Source organism: Rodentibacter ratti, from assembly GCF_002000485.1.
Classification (GTDB): domain Bacteria; phylum Pseudomonadota; class Gammaproteobacteria; order Enterobacterales; family Pasteurellaceae; genus Rodentibacter; species Rodentibacter ratti.
Window position 1 is genome coordinate 86,577 of sequence record NZ_MLAJ01000007.1, and the last position, 16,649, is coordinate 103,225.

The following is a 16,649-nucleotide window of genomic DNA, read 5'->3' on the forward strand; positions in this document are numbered from 1 at the left end:
TTATTTTCTAAGCGGATTGGGCTTGATTTACGATATTTATTCACCTTTTAATACATTCGCCGTTTGAATATTTAATGCTCGACGTGTTGGAATAACGACGGCGACAAATGCGACCAACAAGGAGAGCACGAGGGTGATCGGGAAGACCGGTAAACGCATATCAATATAAGATTTAAATACGGTTAAACCTAAAACCTGTGCAAGTAAGTAGCCCAGTACAAATCCGACTAAAATTGCACAAACTGCGATAATCAGAATTTCTGTACAAATTTGTTTAATAATATCCGATTGTTTTGCTCCTAATGCTTTTTGTAGGGCAAATTCTTTGGCTCGTTCACCGACGATGGCGATCAAGGTAGTATTCACACAAAGGGTGGCTAATACTAAAATCACCAACGAAATTAATCCCATTAATCCTTTTATTTTGTCTAAAATTTGTCCTTCAGAAGCGGAAACTTTACGAATAGGGTGGGCGGTGAGATCCGGATATTGCTGCATAATCTTTTCAGCGAACTGATCCACCAGACCCAGTTCATTTCTGACATTGAGTAACGCATTGTTGGCAAGCCCTTCTTTTTCCAACCAATTCTGTGCAAAATCAAAATTAACGATGAGCATATTGTCGGTGGCATCACCGGCTTCTACTATGGCTTTAATGGTAAATTGGTGTTTTTCCACGGCATTTTTGGAGAGCTGAAGTTTATCGCCGATTTTTAAATTGAGGCGTTCGGCAAGGGTTTTACCAATCATTGCATTGCGATCATCAAAATTCACATTAATCGCCGAGCCACTAATTTGCCAATAGGGCGCTAAAACCCGCATATCAGCAAAACGAACGCCCATAATGACGATTTTTTCCAATTCGCTGCGTGCAACGCCATAAAGATAGGGACTGGCGGCAGTGATTAATCCCTCAGGGGCTTGTTGTAAAATCTCATCAACTTGGCTGACTGAAATCATTTCGCCTGTGCTCGAACCAATATAGAAATTGGCACCAAAGGTACGAAGTTCTTGGCTCATTTTAGTGTTAATGTCGAAATAGACTGCCGCCATAGCGGTAACAATGCTTGCCCCCACCGTTAAAGCTGTGAAAATAATCATCACCCGTTGTAAACGCAGACGGAGCGCAAGGAAAATAAGTCGCCAAAACATACTTTTATTGTCTGCCATACAGCACCTCAACAGGATAAAGTTTGGCAATGCGATGAGCCGGGAACCAAGTGCCAATCAGGGCAATCAGGATTGAAAGCATAAGCACGCAAGGAACGACAATCCAAGCAAAACTGAGAGCAGTACCAAAAAGGGTCATGCCAATAAATTTTGCCAAGCCCCAGCCGGCTAAACAGCCTAATATCCCACCAATTAATGCACTCAATAGGGCTTCGCAATAGAACAGCAAAACGATCTGCCATTGATAAGCCCCCAATGCTTTCATTAAGCCGATTTCTTTGCTTCGTTCAATGATGCTGGAACTCATGAGCGAGGCGATGCCCATTGCCGCTGCAATGAGTGCAGCTACGGTAACGACCGAGAGTAATAATTGAATTTTGCTGATGACCACCCCTTCAGAGGCGGCAACTTGCCAAATAGGGCGCACAATGGCACCGGAAATGGCTTCTTCCAGTTGGTGTGATATTGAAGATACATAGGCGGTGCAATACCAGCGGTCGTATTCTTCCGCATCAAGGGCATCGGTATTACTTCGTGCTTTACGGGAGAGGGCATTTTCCGGCACGGTTAGTGCGGATACTTTTACCGATTGCACTTTGCCTTCCAAACCCAATAAGGCTTGGGCTGCACTTAACGGCATCACAATCTGATTATCTTCTGTGCCACCGGTGGTTAAAATACCTTGAATTTTGACCGCACTTTGAGCGGAAAAATCCTTGTCTTGATGGCTTAAATTGAGTGTATCGCCAATTTTCCAGCCGTTCAGTTTGGCAAGTTGCGCCCCTACAAGCACGGGAATCTCTTCCCCCCACTGGTCATTTTCATCATTCACCCAATCACCTTGCACCTGCCAATAGGGGCTGATAATGCGTTGTCCGGTGTGATAATCTTCTTCATCGGGGATCGCGATGCGATGATCGAAAAATGTCCCCAAAATCGTGACGGATTGCGGAAGAGCGGTTGTTTTTTCTGAAGTTTTGGTCACATTGACTTTTGCCGTTAATTGGGGGGCAAAGCCGACAATATTATTACGCCAGAAAATATCTTTAATATTGGGGAGCTCTTTTTCATCAATAAAATCTTGACCGGAAAGGGAAATATTCGTATTGAGTTCATCGGGTAATGCCGCATTACTTGCCGGTTCAATCAAAATGTTAGCGCCATAAGATTTCAGTTCTTTTGCCATTTTATCGCCAATGTCAATGGAAACCGCAAGCAAGGCGGAAACCAGACCAGCTGCCAAAAAAATGGTCACAATGGCTAATAATTTACGTTTGATACCAAAACGCCAAGATTGAAATAACATTCTCGCTAACATTGTTATTCCTCTTTTTCATTTCCGCGGTTCAAATATTTTTCAGGATCATTGCGGAATTGTTCAAGGTTTGCTTCATTTTCAAAGAAATAAGTGCGGTTCTCAAAGCTGTATTTATGCTCTGTTTGAGTGTTTTTTAATTTTTTACCGCTAATAGGATCTTGCACCTCAATTTCCACAATGGTGCTGAATAAATTCAGTCCGTCCTCCAACGAATTGCGGGGAATAATCAGCTCATTTGGGGTTTGTTGCCAATCTTCAATCGGCACAGGATTACAGCCACCCGGTTTGCCAATGGACGGAATAAACATATGGACACCGCAACCCACGCAAACCACTTGATTTCCTTGCATCACATAGCCTTGATCACCACATAATAAGCACGCATCAAAGACTGCGGCAAGACTGAGTTTATTCGGTTGACGATTAATAATAAAAAAGCGTACGGCTTTGCCGTCATCGGCAATCCAGACAAAACGATGGAGTTTTCCGTTTTTCACTTGCTCAATAGGAATACGCACTTGCTGTCCTTGATCAAGTGTAACGGGAATGGCTTCCGACAGTTGTGGCGGGCGTGAAGCAACCTGTTCCCAGTAAAGTTGGCTTGCACCAATAAAAATCATTGCCAATGCACCCCAATTAATCAGACGTTTTGAGATTTGCACCGAGGCTAATTTTTTGCGTTTTTCGATAGGATCTTGTTCGGCTTTGGCTTGTAACGTGCGTTTAAGGTGCGTTTGAAAGGTGAAAATCCCTAAATTGATGAACATCACCGCAAGGCAGATGATATTGAGCCAACGGGTCATCGCCCCCGATTTTGCCACAAAACTTAACCGCACTTTGGTGAGTTCAATGAGCTGTAATTTCATCAAAATAAGGAATAATTCGCCCACAAGCGGTATCACTAAAATGAACCAAAGTAGCGATGTTAGGGCAAAAAGTGCGGTCGATTTTCCGCTTGTTTTTTGCTGTTGTTTCATTAAAAAGTAGAGCCATATTGATACGGCAAAACATAAAATGACACCAAAAATGACCGCACTGAGATTCAAAATAAAATCGGTATTAATAATATCCGTGTTAGTGAGGGCGGTGATATTGGGATCTTTCGCCCAAGTCGCCCCGGCAATGAGCATTAAAATAAATTGCCAAAATAGGGCTAACTGGGTGGATCTTGTCCATAGACTGAGGGCAAAAAGTAAAAATGCGCTTAGAAAAATGAGGGTAAGAACAAGATTTGCCACTTGGCTATTTGGCAACCCAAGACGCAGTATAACGCCGCTTATTAATCCGAAAAGACTCAGCCAAATGATCGTTTTTACAGAGGGGGGCGTTGGTTTTATTGCCCAAGAGGCACCGAGTAAAATTGAAATGGGTAAGAGCGATTGAAGCAGAAAAACGAAAAAGTAAGTCATAAGTCAAAAAATATCATCGTGATAACATATATTGGCACAATATGTTGTTTTGTTAAGCGTTTACGCCGATATTATGTAGCAAATACACAAAAGTAGGGACACACTGCGTGTGTCCGCCGTAAAAATAAATTATTTCAATATGTGGAAAACGGACACACTCAGTGTGTCCCTACAAATAAACCCTAAATTTTGTGCTTGAATCCAATGTATTCACACACATTGTAAAGCATTATTTAATTCCGGTGAATTTGAATTCATAGTTTACATCAAAAGGTTTCCACCAACGACCAACGCCGGTTTCTTCATCAGTATGACGGTGTAAACCTGCTTTTGATGGCGGATCGATATGATAGGTTAATTTGTAGTTACCCACGCCCATCATTTTTACGTTTGCACCATAATGCGGACCGTCACCGGCGACCATTGGCATAAATGTGCCTTCTTGTTTTTCGCCGGTATCGGTATTGACTAAGGTGTAATTGATGGTGAGGTAAGGCATCCATTCGCCATCGCCAAAGCCATTTTTATTGCCTTTCACTGCGTGAATATCCGCTTCTAGGTGAATGTCGGATTTGGCTGCCGGTAAACCCATACCACGAGGTTCCATATCAATGGGTTTCAGATAAACGGCGGCAATTTCCATATCATTCATCGTCACGGCTTCGCCGATCGGGTATTCGGTAAAGGCTTGTGCGCTTGCGGCGAATAAACCGGCGCTAAGTGCGGTCGCAATAAGTGCTTTTTTCATATTAGATCTCCTGAGATTTAAGGTAATGCTGTTTTTTGCTTTGATATTTCATCACGGCTAAAGCAAAAAGGGCAGCGATGATTAAAATGCCTTGTGGAACGAGTGTTTCCAGATAAGGGTAAACCCCCAGCCACGAAATTTCCGGTATGCCGTTAATTAAGGTTGGTTCAAATAATTTTCCTTCAATCAGTTCCAAGACGGATTTACCGGCAAAGACAAATGCCATGACATACATAAAGGTGCCAGTGAACATAAAAAATGGTTTAAGAGGCAGTTTCACTACACTATATCGCATAATGAAGTAGCAAATCGCCAATAGCAATACGCCGACAACAAAACCGGCAAAAAGATAAGCCAAACCGACCGCACTTTTGGCATCACTTGCCAGTGCATAATAGAACAAGACGGTTTCTGCCCCTTCACGATAAACCGCTAAAAAACTGGTGAGCCATAGCCCGGCTAAAGAGCCTGCGGTTAATGCTGTGGAGAGTTTGCCTTCTAAATAACGTTTCCAATTTTGTGCTTCCACTTTTGAAAGCAGCCAGTAACTCATCATAAAAAGCATGACAACGGCAATTATCATAGTGAACCCTTCCAACAATTCTCGATTCTGACCGGAATTTTCAAAAATCAGTTGGAAAATAAAGGCGGTGATCACACTTGCCACCAAGGCGACATAAACAGATTGACGAATGGTTGGCAATTTATCTTGATGATTATTTTTAACAAGATATGCCACAATGGCGGCAACAATGAGTAAGGCTTCCAAGCCTTCCCGTAGAATGATTAATAAACTGTATAAGAACAGCGACCAATCACTTTGTTCACCACCCTGTAACATTCCGACGGCTTTTGATAAATTCTGGGCTAATCCTTCCGCTTGAGCTTGTAATTGCTCCCCTTGGTTGGCTTTCATCAGGCTGACCATTCGGGTGAAATAGCCTTCAATTTCTGCTTTGAAGTTACTATCACGAGAGCCGATTTTATTTTCCATGCCACTGTTTTCAAACACATCAAAATAGGTGTCTTGCACGGCAAGAATAGCTTTTTTCTGTTTGCCTTTCTCATAAAGTGAAATGGCTTGTTGAATGCCTTGATTGACTTGATCGGCAATGTTTTGCCAATCTTGTTGTCTATTTTCCACCGATTGCGCCGTAGCATTTTGTTGATTTTGTTCTTCACGGGTGGTTGGTAATGCCGGTAATAATTCCTCAATATCTTGTAGAAGATTGGTACTTTGATAGGCGATTTCCGTCATTTGATCCGCTTGTTCGCTTAAGCGAATTAAATTGTAGAATTGTTGATTGATGGCGGCGGATTGTTCGGAGGAACGGTGAGTACGCACTGCCATTTCCATTTCTGAATTTTTATAGCCGTCATATTGTGCTTGTTGGAATGATTGCTTGGCTTTGGCAAAATCTCCTTGCTCATAAGCCTCAATGGCTTGTGCCACTAAATCATCAATGGTTTTAAAACTTTGTTGCCAGTAAGGTAAAATTTGATCATTTTGATAGACGCTGTGTTGCCCGTCCGCATTGAGTTGATGACCTTCTTTTAAGGCAGGCAATACGTCTTGTAATGCCTGTTTTAAGCCATTAATTTTGGCTTGAATTTCATCAAGGGATCTTCCTTCCCCAATCATCTTACGGATTTCACCAAAGGTTGCTTCCATTTGATAGCTTTTTTGTGCTGAAAAATTAATACGGATAGGACCTTCTAAATTCTCAAAGACTTCAAAATATGCCATCTGCACTTCAGTGCGGGCATCATCAGGATTATTTTGTTGAAGGAGTGAGGTGGTTTTGTCTAACCTTGTTGTAATATCTGCGACCCATTGTTGATAGTTATCTTGTGCTAAAACGAGTTGAGAAAAGAAAAAAGCAAATAATACTGCGCCATAACGCACAATACGCAACATTGAACTCTCCAAATGCAATTTATTCTTATTTCTGCGTATTATCCTCTAATGAGAAAAAATCTCAACTGTGAGTTTATTATTTTGTGATGTAGGTCAAGTTTTGGGGGAAAAGGAAAGCGAAAAAAAATGCGGTCAAATTTGACCGCACTTTAAATAGATAATTAGTTAAACATTGCAGAAATAGATTCTTCGTTACTGATACGGCGAATAGATTCGGCTAACATAGAAGAAAGAGTAAGGATACGCACTTTGCCAAGCGCTTTCATTTCGGCTGAAAGAGGAATCGTATCAGTGACTACAATTTCATCAATTGAGTTGCTTGCAAGGTTTTTTGCTGCCGCACCGGAGAAAACCGCATGGGTTGCGTAAGCAAATACACGTTTTGCGCCACGCTCTTTTAGGGCTTCTGCTGCTTTGCATAATGTGCCGCCAGTGTCGATCATATCATCAACAAGAATACAATCACGTCCTGCAACATCACCAATAATATGCATAACTTGTGCCACATTGGCGTGTGGGCGGCGTTTATCAATAATCGCCATATCGGTGTCGTTTAATAATTTTGCTACTGCACGAGCACGTACTACACCGCCGATATCCGGAGAGACAACAATCGGATTTTCAAGATCGGTTTTTTTCAAAATATCGTGAATGAGTACCGGTGAACCGAATACGTTATCTACCGGGACATCAAAGAAACCTTGGATTTGTTCTGCGTGTAAATCGCAGGTGAGGACGCGATCGATACCTACGGTGGAAAGCATATCGGCAACGACTTTAGCGGTGATTGGTACACGGGCGGAACGTACGCGGCGATCTTGGCGTGCATAGCCGAAATAAGGAATCACGGCGGTAATACGACCGGCTGATGCACGGCGTAAAGCATCCACCATAACGACTAATTCCATTAGGTTATCGTTAGTTGGTGCACAGGTAGATTGAATAATAAATACATCTGCACCACGTACATTTTCGTTAATTTGAACTTGAATTTCACCATCACTGAAACGACCTACTGTCGCATCACCAAGGGAAATATATAAACGTTCGGAAATACGTTTTGCAAGTTCAGGTGTTGCATTTCCCGCGAAGAGTTTAATGTCTGGCATTAGTTTATAACCTCAGGTTAGATTGTAGATGAATTAGGGAGATTGTGGCGTTTCAACAGTTGGTGTAAAGGCGAAACATTAAGTCCTTTTGCAACAAAACCGAATAATTCTTTGGGTTTTTGTTGAAAGCATGCTTGGGCATTTGCTTCGTTATCAAATTCTGCAAAGACGCAAGCACCGGTTCCGGTTAATCTTGCCGGCGCATATTGTAGCAACCAGTTTAGGGCTTTTTCAACGTCTGAATAATGATTTAGCACAATTTTTTGGCAATCGTTTTCGTAAGGCGAGTGAAGTAGCTGATCTAATGTTTTTTTTGGCGTGTTACGCGGTAGATCCGGATCACTAAAAATGACCGCGGTAGGAATTGAACTTTCCGGTTTTAATACCACAAACCATTTTTCTGCCGGGGCACAGTAAGTGATTTTTTCTCCTACGCCTTCAGCAAAAGCGGCGTGACCATGGACAAAAATAGGCACATCTGCCCCCAAGTTCAATCCTATTTCAGCCAGTTCATCAAGGGATAAATTGGCACCCCAAAGATAATTTAAGGCAACCAGTGTGGTTGCTGCATTGGAAGAACCACCGCCGACACCGCCTCCCATCGGAAGAATTTTATCTAAATGAATAGTGGCACCCTTTGTGATGCCAGCTTCTTCTTGTAAACGTTTTGCTGCCCGGTAAATTAAATTATCTTCGGGTTTTAAATGGGGAATCTCCGGTGTGATAATAATGTCACTGTTTTGTTCACAAACTTCAATATCAAGCCAATCGCCAAAATCAAGAAATTGGAAGAGCGTTTGTAATTCATGGTAGCCGTTTGGCAATTTTCCATTGATATAAAGGAATAAATTAAGTTTTGCAGGACTTGGAAAACGATGAGGTTTTCCAAGTAAAAGCGGTGAAGAAAGTGCGGTCGAAAATTGATGTGTTTTCATTAAAATACCCACTCATCCACGCGGATTTTTAGGGTTTGGGCGGTGTTTTGGTTTTTCAGTAAAATATTTTCCGGCATGGAATTTTCTACGTGATAAGTTAAATAATCCGCCGTCCAAGTTGAACCCTCAAGGGGATAATTGAAGGTGCCGAGTAAATGATTCATTCCGACTTTATAATCAGAATTGACCGCTGGTTGCCCTTTCAGCCAATAAGCAAGATGTTCTAAGGGAATATCCATACCAATCATCTCTTGTAGCAATAATTTTGCATTGCGTGCAGACTGTCGATTCCCATTGTTATCTGAAATCGTCATACCTTGTGGCTGCATTTCAATCAGTAAGGTGGATTTACTGATAAGAGAATAGAGTTTAAGCGTATAAGATTGTGGATTTTGATATTGCCATTCAAAACGGCTGGAAAAACGCTCTGTCGGGCTTATGTAACCGATTTGCCCTTTGGCACGATATTGCTGGATTTTTTCAATTTTTTTCAAATGTTGCTGCCAAGCGGCATCGGTTTTATCAAGGTATTGCACATTGGTTGGACGATCTGCATCCAATGTACAGGCGGTAAGAACAGCCGTAATAAAAAGTGCGGTTAAAAATTTTAATGTTTTCATAGGTTATGCCTAGCCAAAAAATTGCGGTTATTGTAAGAGCTCGCCTCTATTTAGTAAAGCTTGTTTTCATTGAGCTTGATAGGCTTTTTTCATCTCACTGATTAACTTGATTCTACGACGATTTAACTCGTCCCGAATCGCTTGTTTTTCAAATCCCTCTGCGATGACTTGTTGAACATCCGCTTTTTCAGCGGCTTTTAATAAGGCGTTGATATAATCCCGTTGTGGGTATTCCCGCATCTCAAAACCGGTTCTCCCTCGTGTATCGGCAAGGCAAACTAACAAAAATTCTTGGAAACGTTTCGGTTTGCGCCATACGTCGAAGCGGTTAAAGAGTTTCATCACGGTTTCCGGACGAAGTTCAAAGGCTTTGTGAATATGGGTGTGGTATTCACAGGTGAGTTCAGCCAATTCTTGATAATAACTCGGTACTTTTAAGCGTTTACAAAGATGGCGGGTCGGTTTTATGCCCGCTTGTTCATGCCCATAATGATGGGGAAGAATTTCCTTGGGTGTGAGGGCTTTGCCAAGATCATGACAAATTGCAGCAAAACGTACCGCACTTTGATTGAGTTCGGGATGATGTTCTGTGAGTTTAACCGCTTGTTGCAACACCAACATGGTATGCACAAAGCTATCAATTTCCGGATGATGTTGTGGAGGATTTGGCACGCCGTAAAGGGCATCAAGCTCCGGAAAAAGGATTTTCAAGGCATCAGTTTGACGTAGCACCTCAAAATAAATTTCAGGGTGTTTTTCATTTAACGCTTTTTCCGTTTCAAGCCAGACCCGTTCTGCCGTTAAATGTGAGAGTTCGCCGCTTTGTGTCAGATTTTTCATTAATTGAAGGGTTTCCGGTGCGATGTTAAATCCCAAATGATGGAAACGGGCGGCAAAACGGGCAACCCGTAGAACCCGTAAGGGATCTTCTGAAAAAGCAGGGGATACATGGCGTAAAATTCGATTATCTAAATCCCTTTTACCATGATAGGGATCTTGAAGATTACCTTGATCATCAATAGCCATGGCATTGATTGTGAGATCACGACGAATAAGATCTTGTTCTAATGTAATGTTTGGAGAAAAATCACAAATGAAACCTGTATAACCCTTGCCGGATTTACGTTCTGTACGGGCGAGAGCATATTCTTCTTTGGTATTGGGGCTAAGAAAAACAGGAAAATCTTTGCCGACTTGTTGATAGCCTTTAGACAATAGACTTTCAGCGTCTGCTCCAACAACAACCCAGTCGCGATCTTTTACCGGTAACCCTAATAATTGATCTCGCACCGCTCCGCCAACCAAATAAATTTCCATGGTTCTTCCTTAAAAAAGAAACACCGAACATTTGCTCGGTGTAATTTGATTATGCCCAGCCGTCACGGCGTTTACGTCTTGGTAAAATATGCGGAATAATTAAGCCAAGTAACAATCCGACACCCAGTACCGAACCGCCGTAAATAAACCATTGGATCGCAATTTCACGTTTGCTGACATCAAGCATGGCTTCTAAGTCGCGATTTTTATTTTTAGTAATTTCTAACTCGCGTTTGAGCTGGGAATTCTGTTCCAATAATTCGCTACTTTGTTGTTCAGACTGTTTGGTACGACGCTGCATTTCTACTGTGCGTTGCTGCCAATCGCTGTCTAAATGATTGAGTTTTAATGTCAATTCCTGAATTTGTGCTTTTAATTTAGGATTTTCTAGCTTACTGCTTGGTGTATTACTCAGCTCAGAAGTTAAAATCCAAGCTTCACGGTTTTTACTGTCACGAATGAGACTGTACTTACCTTGTCGCTCCAACACATTCACTTGATCACCTGCTTGAATTGCGCCGGCAATTTTAAATTGGTCACCCGCACCGCGACGAAGATAAGTATTGAGGTTTTCTGTCACGTATTGGGTTTCTGCATAAGCGATGTTGGCTGTTGAAACGAGTAAAACACTAGGGAATAAAAGCTTGATAAGTTTTAACATAGTCTTTGGCATAATTCGCTCTTAATTTTTTAGATCCTATTAACAGACCTCAATTTAGAAAGAAAGTGCGGTTAAATTTAACCGCATTTTTTAATTAATGAAAAATTGCTCGCAAGATATAAAAAATGATGATGGCAAAGAACGCTCCGGCCGGTAGCGTGACGATCCACGAACTAATGATGTTGCGGATTACCGTTAAATTTAGGGCGGCGATACCACGTGCAAAGCCGATACCTAAAATCGCACCGACAAGCGTTTGCGTAGTGGAGATCGGTAAACCGGTACCGGAAGCCACAACCACGGTCATTGCCGTAGCAAATTGCGCAGCGAAACCACGGCTTGGCGTTAAATCGGTGATACCGGATCCCACTGTTGCCATCACTTTTTTTCCCATACTGATTAATCCCACTGCAATACCTAATGCACCCAATGGGAGAATCCACCAAGCTAATGTGCCGCCCGCAACAATTTTTCCCCCTTCATCAACAATAGATACTACTGCTGAAAGCGGACCAATCGCATTGGCTACATCGTTAGATCCGTGAGCAAATGCCATCGCACAAGCGGTTAAAAGCATTAAAATACTAAATACTTTTTCCACTGCACCAAAAGTGCCTTTTGTTGCTGATTGAGCGAAAGTTTTGCTGCGGAAGTAAAAATGGAAGAAAATCATACCAACAAGGCTGATAGCTAATGAAATTGATAGAGTTTCAGCGTTAGAAAGGTGCAGTCCAACGTGTTTCAAACCTTTTTTCATGGTTACGATACAAAGCACAAAAATAGTGATGCCCATGTAGTAAGGACCGTATTTTTGTGAATTTTTAAGAGGCTGATCGGTATCAAAAATGAGTTTTTGTGTGCTGGCAAAAATAGCGTAAGCTAGAATCCCTGCAATCACCGGGGTCACAAACCAGCTTCCTACAATGCTACCAATTGTTGACCAGTCCACCGAACCTGGGCCGATAGTCACACAGGCAAAGCCAACAATCGCACCGATAATGGTATGCGTACCGGAAACTGGCCAGCCCATTTTAGTGGCGATAAATAACCAAACACCAGAAGCAAAAAGTGCTGAAATCATCCCGAGAGCGAGAATTTCCGGTGTATCGACAAACTGCATTGGATCGATGACACCACTTTTAATGGTTTCCGTAACTTCCCCCCCGGCAAGATAAGCACCGGCAGATTCAAAAATTAATGCGATAATAATTGCTTGTTTTACTGTAATAGTGCCCGAGCCCACAGAGGTTCCCATAGAATTTGACACATCATTGGCGCCAATACCAAACGCCATAAAAAAACCGAACACAGCGGTGATCAATACCAACCATGTACCATATTGATTAATTATTTCCATAGTATTTTCCTATGTGTATTTGTTTTATGAACGCGCTAACATTAACTCAATACGTGAACCGACACGTTGTGCTTGGTCGGCAAGGACGCCCACCCATTCAATGATTTTATATAAGAACATCACATCAATTGGGTTGTAACGGCTTTCAATGGTGTAAAGCATTTTACGCAACTTAATTTGCATTTGATCCGTATCGTCTTCAATGCTGTCCAATTCTTGAATCATATTATTCACTAATTGTAATTCACGGCCTTTAAAACCGGTTTCCAAAAGTTTATCCATTTCCGCAATGACTAAATGCGCTTGATGAATGGAATCTAAACTGCGGCGAACATAGCTTAAAAAATCTTCCTGCATTTCTTCAGGGATACCAAACTGACGGCCAATCATACGACCGGCAATATCTTTGGCGAAGTTGGCGAGTTTGTCTTGTTGTGTCACCAATTCAAGTAAATCGGTGCGGTCGATTGGTAAGAATAAACCGCGTGGCAATTTCAAACGAATTTCACGTTTAAGGCTATCTGCTTCACGCTCGCGCTGGGAAATTTCTAAACGCATATTTTCCGCATTTTCCCAATCCTTTGAGAAGGTTTTTTCAAAAAAAGGAATTAAAAGATCGCAACATTCAGTGACTTTGTCGGAATGCTTTTGCAAGGGCTTTAAAGGCGAGTGGGCAAATAATCCAAGGATATTATTCATTGCCATATCTCATTTACTCCATATAAGGGGTTAAAATTCGTGCGCATATTACCTGATTTTTACTCGGAATAGAATTAATTTTGCTGATAACAACTATAGTGTTACCTCTTAAAGCTTAATTCTTATACGATTGTAGTTCGGCAAAAATACAGTCACGCTTAGTTTCCCGGATGAATATGTGGAATGATTGGTAATGGGAGAAAAATTTATTATTTACTCAATAAATCAAAAAGTTAGTTAGCCTTTATAAATCTTATCATCTTTTGTTTAAAAAAGTGACAAAGCACAAAAACCTTGATTTATTTGTATTTACTTGTATATTTAACCAGTTGAATTAATAAGGATTTATCCCATGATCAATGAAATCGAACTCAAACTTGCCGTTTCACCGGAAACATTCCACTTACTTGAAAAGCACCTCCAACAATTCAACCCTTTAGAGTGTAAAAGCATTTGTTTGGGTAATACTTATTATGATTATCCCGATCATTTTCTCGCCAAGCAAAAAATGGGCTTGCGTATTCGTCAAGAAAATCAAACGTTTACCTTAACCCTAAAAACGAATGGAGAAGTCGTTGGCGGCTTGCATCATCGACCTGAATATCATTTACCGCTAGATAAAAAAGACGTGCCGACGAACGAGCAATTACGCGCTTTATATCCTTTTGAGCAATTGCCGATGACACCGCTAAAATCAATTTTCTCCACGGATTTTAACCGCACTTTTGGGTTAGTTAAATTTCGAGATGCCAAAATTGAAGTTGCCTTTGATCAAGGGGAGATTGTGAGCGGCGAGCGTTCACAGCCTATTTGTGAAATTGAGTTTGAATTAAAGGAAGGGAAAGTCAGCGATCTTTTCTGTTTTGTGGAAGAATTGCCCGTTTTGACCGATATTTATTTTAGCAGTGCAAGCAAGGCGCAGCGTGGCTATCAACTTAGTCGCCCCGTAGTTTTAACGGATTGGCTAAATAAATGGCGTGATTTCTTGAACAAAGATCGAGAAGAAAGTGCGGTAGATTTTAACGCAAAATTTCATAGAATTTTAAAAATGGAGCAAGCATTGGTGGAAGAAACCCTCTCTTTGCCAAGTTCGCTTTTTAGTCAGGATTTTATGAAAACCGTGGAAAGGGTCGGGGCATTTTTCAATTTGTATCATTATTATGATGAAAATAAGGCATTGTTTGAGCAGATTCTGGAACAGAGAAGCGGAAGCGCAATAGGAGATGACATATTGCCGCAATTGCTCGAAAGCAATCAAACTTTTCTTAATAAAATTCAGGCATTGATTCGCTTTCACAGTGAAACCAAAGACAATGAAAAAACCATTGAAAAATTAACCGCACTTTTTACGACACGTTTGTATTTTGAACGAATGATTAAATTAATGCGTTTAGCGGTATCAGACAAATCAAGCGTATATCATTAGTTTGAAACAATTTTATTTTATGGAGAAATAACATGGCGAAAGCCCCTAAAACGGCTTATGTATGTAACGATTGTGGTGCGGAATTCTCCCGTTGGCAAGGGCAATGTTCCGCTTGTAAGGCTTGGAATACGATTAGCGAAGTGCGATTGATTTCTGCGGTAAAAAGCAAAAATGATCGTTTCAGTGGTTATGCCGGTGAAACACAAGCAAAAATTCAGACCTTATCGGAAATCAGTTTGCAAGAAACGCCACGCTTTACCAGTGGATTTAAAGAGCTTGATCGCGTGTTAGGTGGGGGAATTGTACCGGGAAGTGCAATTTTGATCGGCGGTCATCCCGGTGCAGGAAAAAGTACCTTATTATTGCAAGTGATGTGTGGTTTGGCACAAAAAATGACCGCACTTTATGTGACAGGGGAAGAATCCTTACAACAGGTTGCGATGCGGGCAAATCGTCTGGGGTTGCCGAACGATCAACTCAATATGCTTTCTGAAACGTCGGTAGAGCAGATTTGTAATCTTGCGGATCAGTTAAAGCCACAAATTATTGTGATTGACTCTATTCAAGTGATGCATTTAGCGGATATTCAATCTTCCCCGGGGAGTGTCGCACAAGTGCGGGAATGTGCTTCTTTCCTAACACGTTATGCGAAAACCCGTCAAGTGGCGATTATTATGGTAGGGCATGTTACTAAAGACGGCACGCTTGCTGGTCCTAAAGTATTAGAGCACGCCATTGACTGTTCCTTGCTTTTAGAGGGGGAGGCAGACTCTCGTTATCGTACCCTACGTAGCCATAAAAATCGCTTTGGCGCTGTGAATGAATTAGGGGTATTTGGAATGACGGAACAAGGTTTGCGTGAGGTGAAAAATCCCTCCGCCATCTTTCTCAGCCGTGGCGATGAGCAAACCTCGGGCAGCTCGGTGATGGTGCTATGGGAAGGCACACGCCCGCTTTTAGTGGAAATTCAAGCCTTGGTGGATTATTCGATGCTATCAAACCCACGCCGTGTGGCAGTGGGGTTGGAACAAAACCGTTTGGCATTATTGCTGGCGGTGTTACATCGTCATGGTGGGTTGCAAATGGCGGATCAAGATGTATTTGTCAATGTGGTGGGTGGCGTGAAAGTCACCGAAACCAGTGCGGATCTTGCTTTATTGCTGGCGCTGATTTCCAGTTTTCGTAATCGTCCTTTGCCACAAGATTTAGTGATCTTTGGTGAGGTAGGGCTTGCCGGTGAAATTCGTCCTGTACCGAGTGGGCAAGAACGGATTAGCGAAGCGGCAAAACATGGTTTTAAACGTGCCATTGTCCCCTTTGGCAATAAACCGAAAAGTGCGGTTGAAAATATGCAGGTTTTTACGGTGAAAAAATTAGCAGACGCATTGGATGTTTTGGATAATTTTTAGAAATTTTTTGTCATACTGAAAACTTCGGCAAAATTCGCTAAAATATGTCAGTGTAAAAAGGACAGCGAATAAAATGGAAAAGAAATTAAATAAAGCCTTGGATGCGATTGATATTAAAATTCTGAATGAATTACAACGTAATGGTAAAATTTCAAATATTGATCTTTCCAAAAAAGTCGGTTTATCACCAACGCCTTGTTTAGAACGGGTAAAACGTTTGGAAAAGCAAGGCGTGATTATGGGGTATCGTGCCTTACTTAATCCTGAGTTACTTGATGCGCCGCTTTTAGTGATTGTTGAAATTACCCTTGTGCGTGGAAAACCCGATGTATTTGAAGAATTTAATGCGGCGATTCAGGCTCTTGATGAAATTCAAGAATGCCACCTTGTTTCCGGTGATTTTGATTATTTATTGAAAACCCGAGTGGCGGATATGGCGGCTTATCGAAAACTCTTAGGAACAACGTTGCTACGTTTACCCGGCGTGAATGATACGCGCACCTACGTTGTGATGGAAGAAGTCAAACAAACCAATTATCTTGTTTTAAAATAA

15 protein-coding genes are annotated in these 16,649 nt (G+C 41.6%); 3 read left to right on the forward strand and 12 right to left on the reverse strand.

The window, feature by feature from the left end; translation table 11 throughout:
* Nucleotides 1-36: 36 nt before the first annotated feature.
* From BKG94_RS07545 to BKG94_RS07600, 12 genes are all read right to left on the reverse strand, one after another.
* Nucleotides 37-1,170, reverse strand: a complete 1,134-nt coding sequence (locus BKG94_RS07545; RefSeq protein ID WP_077435854.1) for an ABC transporter permease — start codon at nt 1,168-1,170, stop codon at nt 37-39.
* Nucleotides 1,157-2,488: an ABC transporter permease gene (locus tag BKG94_RS07550; RefSeq protein ID WP_077435856.1), complete on the reverse strand. Its 1,332-nt coding sequence runs from the start codon at nt 2,486-2,488 to the stop codon at nt 1,157-1,159. The genes BKG94_RS07545 and BKG94_RS07550 overlap by 14 nt, the downstream gene beginning before the upstream one ends.
* 2 nt (nt 2,489-2,490) lie before the next feature.
* Nucleotides 2,491-3,897 carry a Fe-S-containing protein gene (locus BKG94_RS07555; RefSeq protein ID WP_077435858.1) on the reverse strand — a complete coding sequence of 469 codons (1,407 nt, stop codon included), beginning with the start codon at nt 3,895-3,897 and terminating at the stop codon, nt 2,491-2,493.
* A gap of 229 nt (nt 3,898-4,126) precedes the next feature.
* Nucleotides 4,127-4,645, reverse strand: a complete 519-nt coding sequence (locus BKG94_RS07560; RefSeq protein ID WP_077435860.1) for an iron transporter — start codon at nt 4,643-4,645, stop codon at nt 4,127-4,129.
* A 1-nt stretch (nt 4,646) separates the two neighbouring features.
* Nucleotides 4,647-6,563, reverse strand: coding sequence for an FTR1 family iron permease (locus BKG94_RS07565; protein WP_077435862.1), 1,917 nt, complete (start codon nt 6,561-6,563; stop codon nt 4,647-4,649).
* A gap of 161 nt (nt 6,564-6,724) precedes the next feature.
* Nucleotides 6,725-7,672, reverse strand: a complete 948-nt coding sequence (locus BKG94_RS07570) for a ribose-phosphate pyrophosphokinase (RefSeq protein ID WP_077435864.1) — start codon at nt 7,670-7,672, stop codon at nt 6,725-6,727.
* Between the two features lie 17 nt (nt 7,673-7,689).
* On the reverse strand, nt 7,690-8,607 hold the full coding sequence (gene ispE, locus BKG94_RS07575; protein WP_077435866.1) for a 4-(cytidine 5'-diphospho)-2-C-methyl-D-erythritol kinase: 918 nt from the start codon (nt 8,605-8,607) through the stop codon (nt 7,690-7,692).
* Nucleotides 8,607-9,227: a lipoprotein insertase outer membrane protein LolB gene (gene lolB, locus BKG94_RS07580; RefSeq protein WP_077435868.1), complete on the reverse strand. Its 621-nt coding sequence runs from the start codon at nt 9,225-9,227 to the stop codon at nt 8,607-8,609. The genes ispE and lolB overlap by 1 nt, the downstream gene beginning before the upstream one ends.
* Nucleotides 9,228-9,293: 66 nt before the next feature.
* Nucleotides 9,294-10,544 (reverse strand): multifunctional CCA addition/repair protein, encoded by a 1,251-nt coding sequence (locus BKG94_RS07585; RefSeq protein ID WP_077435870.1) that lies wholly within the window; start codon nt 10,542-10,544, stop codon nt 9,294-9,296.
* Between the two features lie 49 nt (nt 10,545-10,593).
* Nucleotides 10,594-11,205, reverse strand: coding sequence for a TIGR04211 family SH3 domain-containing protein (locus BKG94_RS07590; protein ID WP_077435872.1), 612 nt, complete (start codon nt 11,203-11,205; stop codon nt 10,594-10,596).
* Between the two features lie 94 nt (nt 11,206-11,299).
* Entirely contained in the window at nt 11,300-12,562 is a 1,263-nt protein-coding gene (locus BKG94_RS07595) for an inorganic phosphate transporter (protein ID WP_077435874.1), read from the reverse strand.
* A 24-nt stretch (nt 12,563-12,586) separates the two neighbouring features.
* Nucleotides 12,587-13,267: a TIGR00153 family protein gene (locus BKG94_RS07600; RefSeq protein WP_077414975.1), complete on the reverse strand. Its 681-nt coding sequence runs from the start codon at nt 13,265-13,267 to the stop codon at nt 12,587-12,589.
* A 346-nt stretch (nt 13,268-13,613) separates the two neighbouring features.
* Between BKG94_RS07600 and BKG94_RS07605 the strand changes: the two genes are divergently transcribed.
* From BKG94_RS07605 to lrp, 3 genes are all read left to right on the forward strand, one after another.
* Nucleotides 13,614-14,687: a CYTH domain-containing protein gene (locus BKG94_RS07605; RefSeq protein ID WP_077435876.1), complete on the forward strand. Its 1,074-nt coding sequence runs from the start codon at nt 13,614-13,616 to the stop codon at nt 14,685-14,687.
* Nucleotides 14,688-14,719: 32 nt separating this feature from the next.
* Entirely contained in the window at nt 14,720-16,096 is a 1,377-nt protein-coding gene (gene radA, locus BKG94_RS07610) for a DNA repair protein RadA (RefSeq protein ID WP_077435878.1), read from the forward strand.
* Nucleotides 16,097-16,169: 73 nt separating this feature from the next.
* Entirely contained in the window at nt 16,170-16,649 is a 480-nt protein-coding gene (gene lrp / locus BKG94_RS07615) for a leucine-responsive transcriptional regulator Lrp (RefSeq protein ID WP_077435880.1), read from the forward strand.

Bases quoted from the DNA above. Each gene is read 5' to 3' on its own strand.
- BKG94_RS07545 (WP_077435854.1), bottom strand. From the start codon at position 1,170: ATGGCAGACAATAAAAGTATGTTTTGGCGACTTATTTTCCTTGCGCTC.
- BKG94_RS07550 (WP_077435856.1), bottom strand. From the start codon at position 2,488: ATGTTAGCGAGAATGTTATTTCAATCTTGGCGTTTTGGTATCAAACGT.
- BKG94_RS07555 (WP_077435858.1), bottom strand. From the start codon at position 3,897: ATGACTTACTTTTTCGTTTTTCTGCTTCAATCGCTCTTACCCATTTCA.
- BKG94_RS07560 (WP_077435860.1), bottom strand. From the start codon at position 4,645: ATGAAAAAAGCACTTATTGCGACCGCACTTAGCGCCGGTTTATTCGCC.
- BKG94_RS07565 (WP_077435862.1), bottom strand. From the start codon at position 6,563: ATGTTGCGTATTGTGCGTTATGGCGCAGTATTATTTGCTTTTTTCTTT.
- BKG94_RS07570 (WP_077435864.1), bottom strand. From the start codon at position 7,672: ATGCCAGACATTAAACTCTTCGCGGGAAATGCAACACCTGAACTTGCA.
- ispE (WP_077435866.1), bottom strand. From the start codon at position 8,607: ATGAAAACACATCAATTTTCGACCGCACTTTCTTCACCGCTTTTACTT.
- lolB (WP_077435868.1), bottom strand. From the start codon at position 9,227: ATGAAAACATTAAAATTTTTAACCGCACTTTTTATTACGGCTGTTCTT.
- BKG94_RS07585 (WP_077435870.1), bottom strand. From the start codon at position 10,544: ATGGAAATTTATTTGGTTGGCGGAGCGGTGCGAGATCAATTATTAGGG.
- BKG94_RS07590 (WP_077435872.1), bottom strand. From the start codon at position 11,205: ATGTTAAAACTTATCAAGCTTTTATTCCCTAGTGTTTTACTCGTTTCA.
- BKG94_RS07595 (WP_077435874.1), bottom strand. From the start codon at position 12,562: ATGGAAATAATTAATCAATATGGTACATGGTTGGTATTGATCACCGCT.
- BKG94_RS07600 (WP_077414975.1), bottom strand. From the start codon at position 13,267: ATGGCAATGAATAATATCCTTGGATTATTTGCCCACTCGCCTTTAAAG.
- BKG94_RS07605 (WP_077435876.1), top strand. From the start codon at position 13,614: ATGATCAATGAAATCGAACTCAAACTTGCCGTTTCACCGGAAACATTC.
- radA (WP_077435878.1), top strand. From the start codon at position 14,720: ATGGCGAAAGCCCCTAAAACGGCTTATGTATGTAACGATTGTGGTGCG.
- lrp (WP_077435880.1), top strand. From the start codon at position 16,170: ATGGAAAAGAAATTAAATAAAGCCTTGGATGCGATTGATATTAAAATT.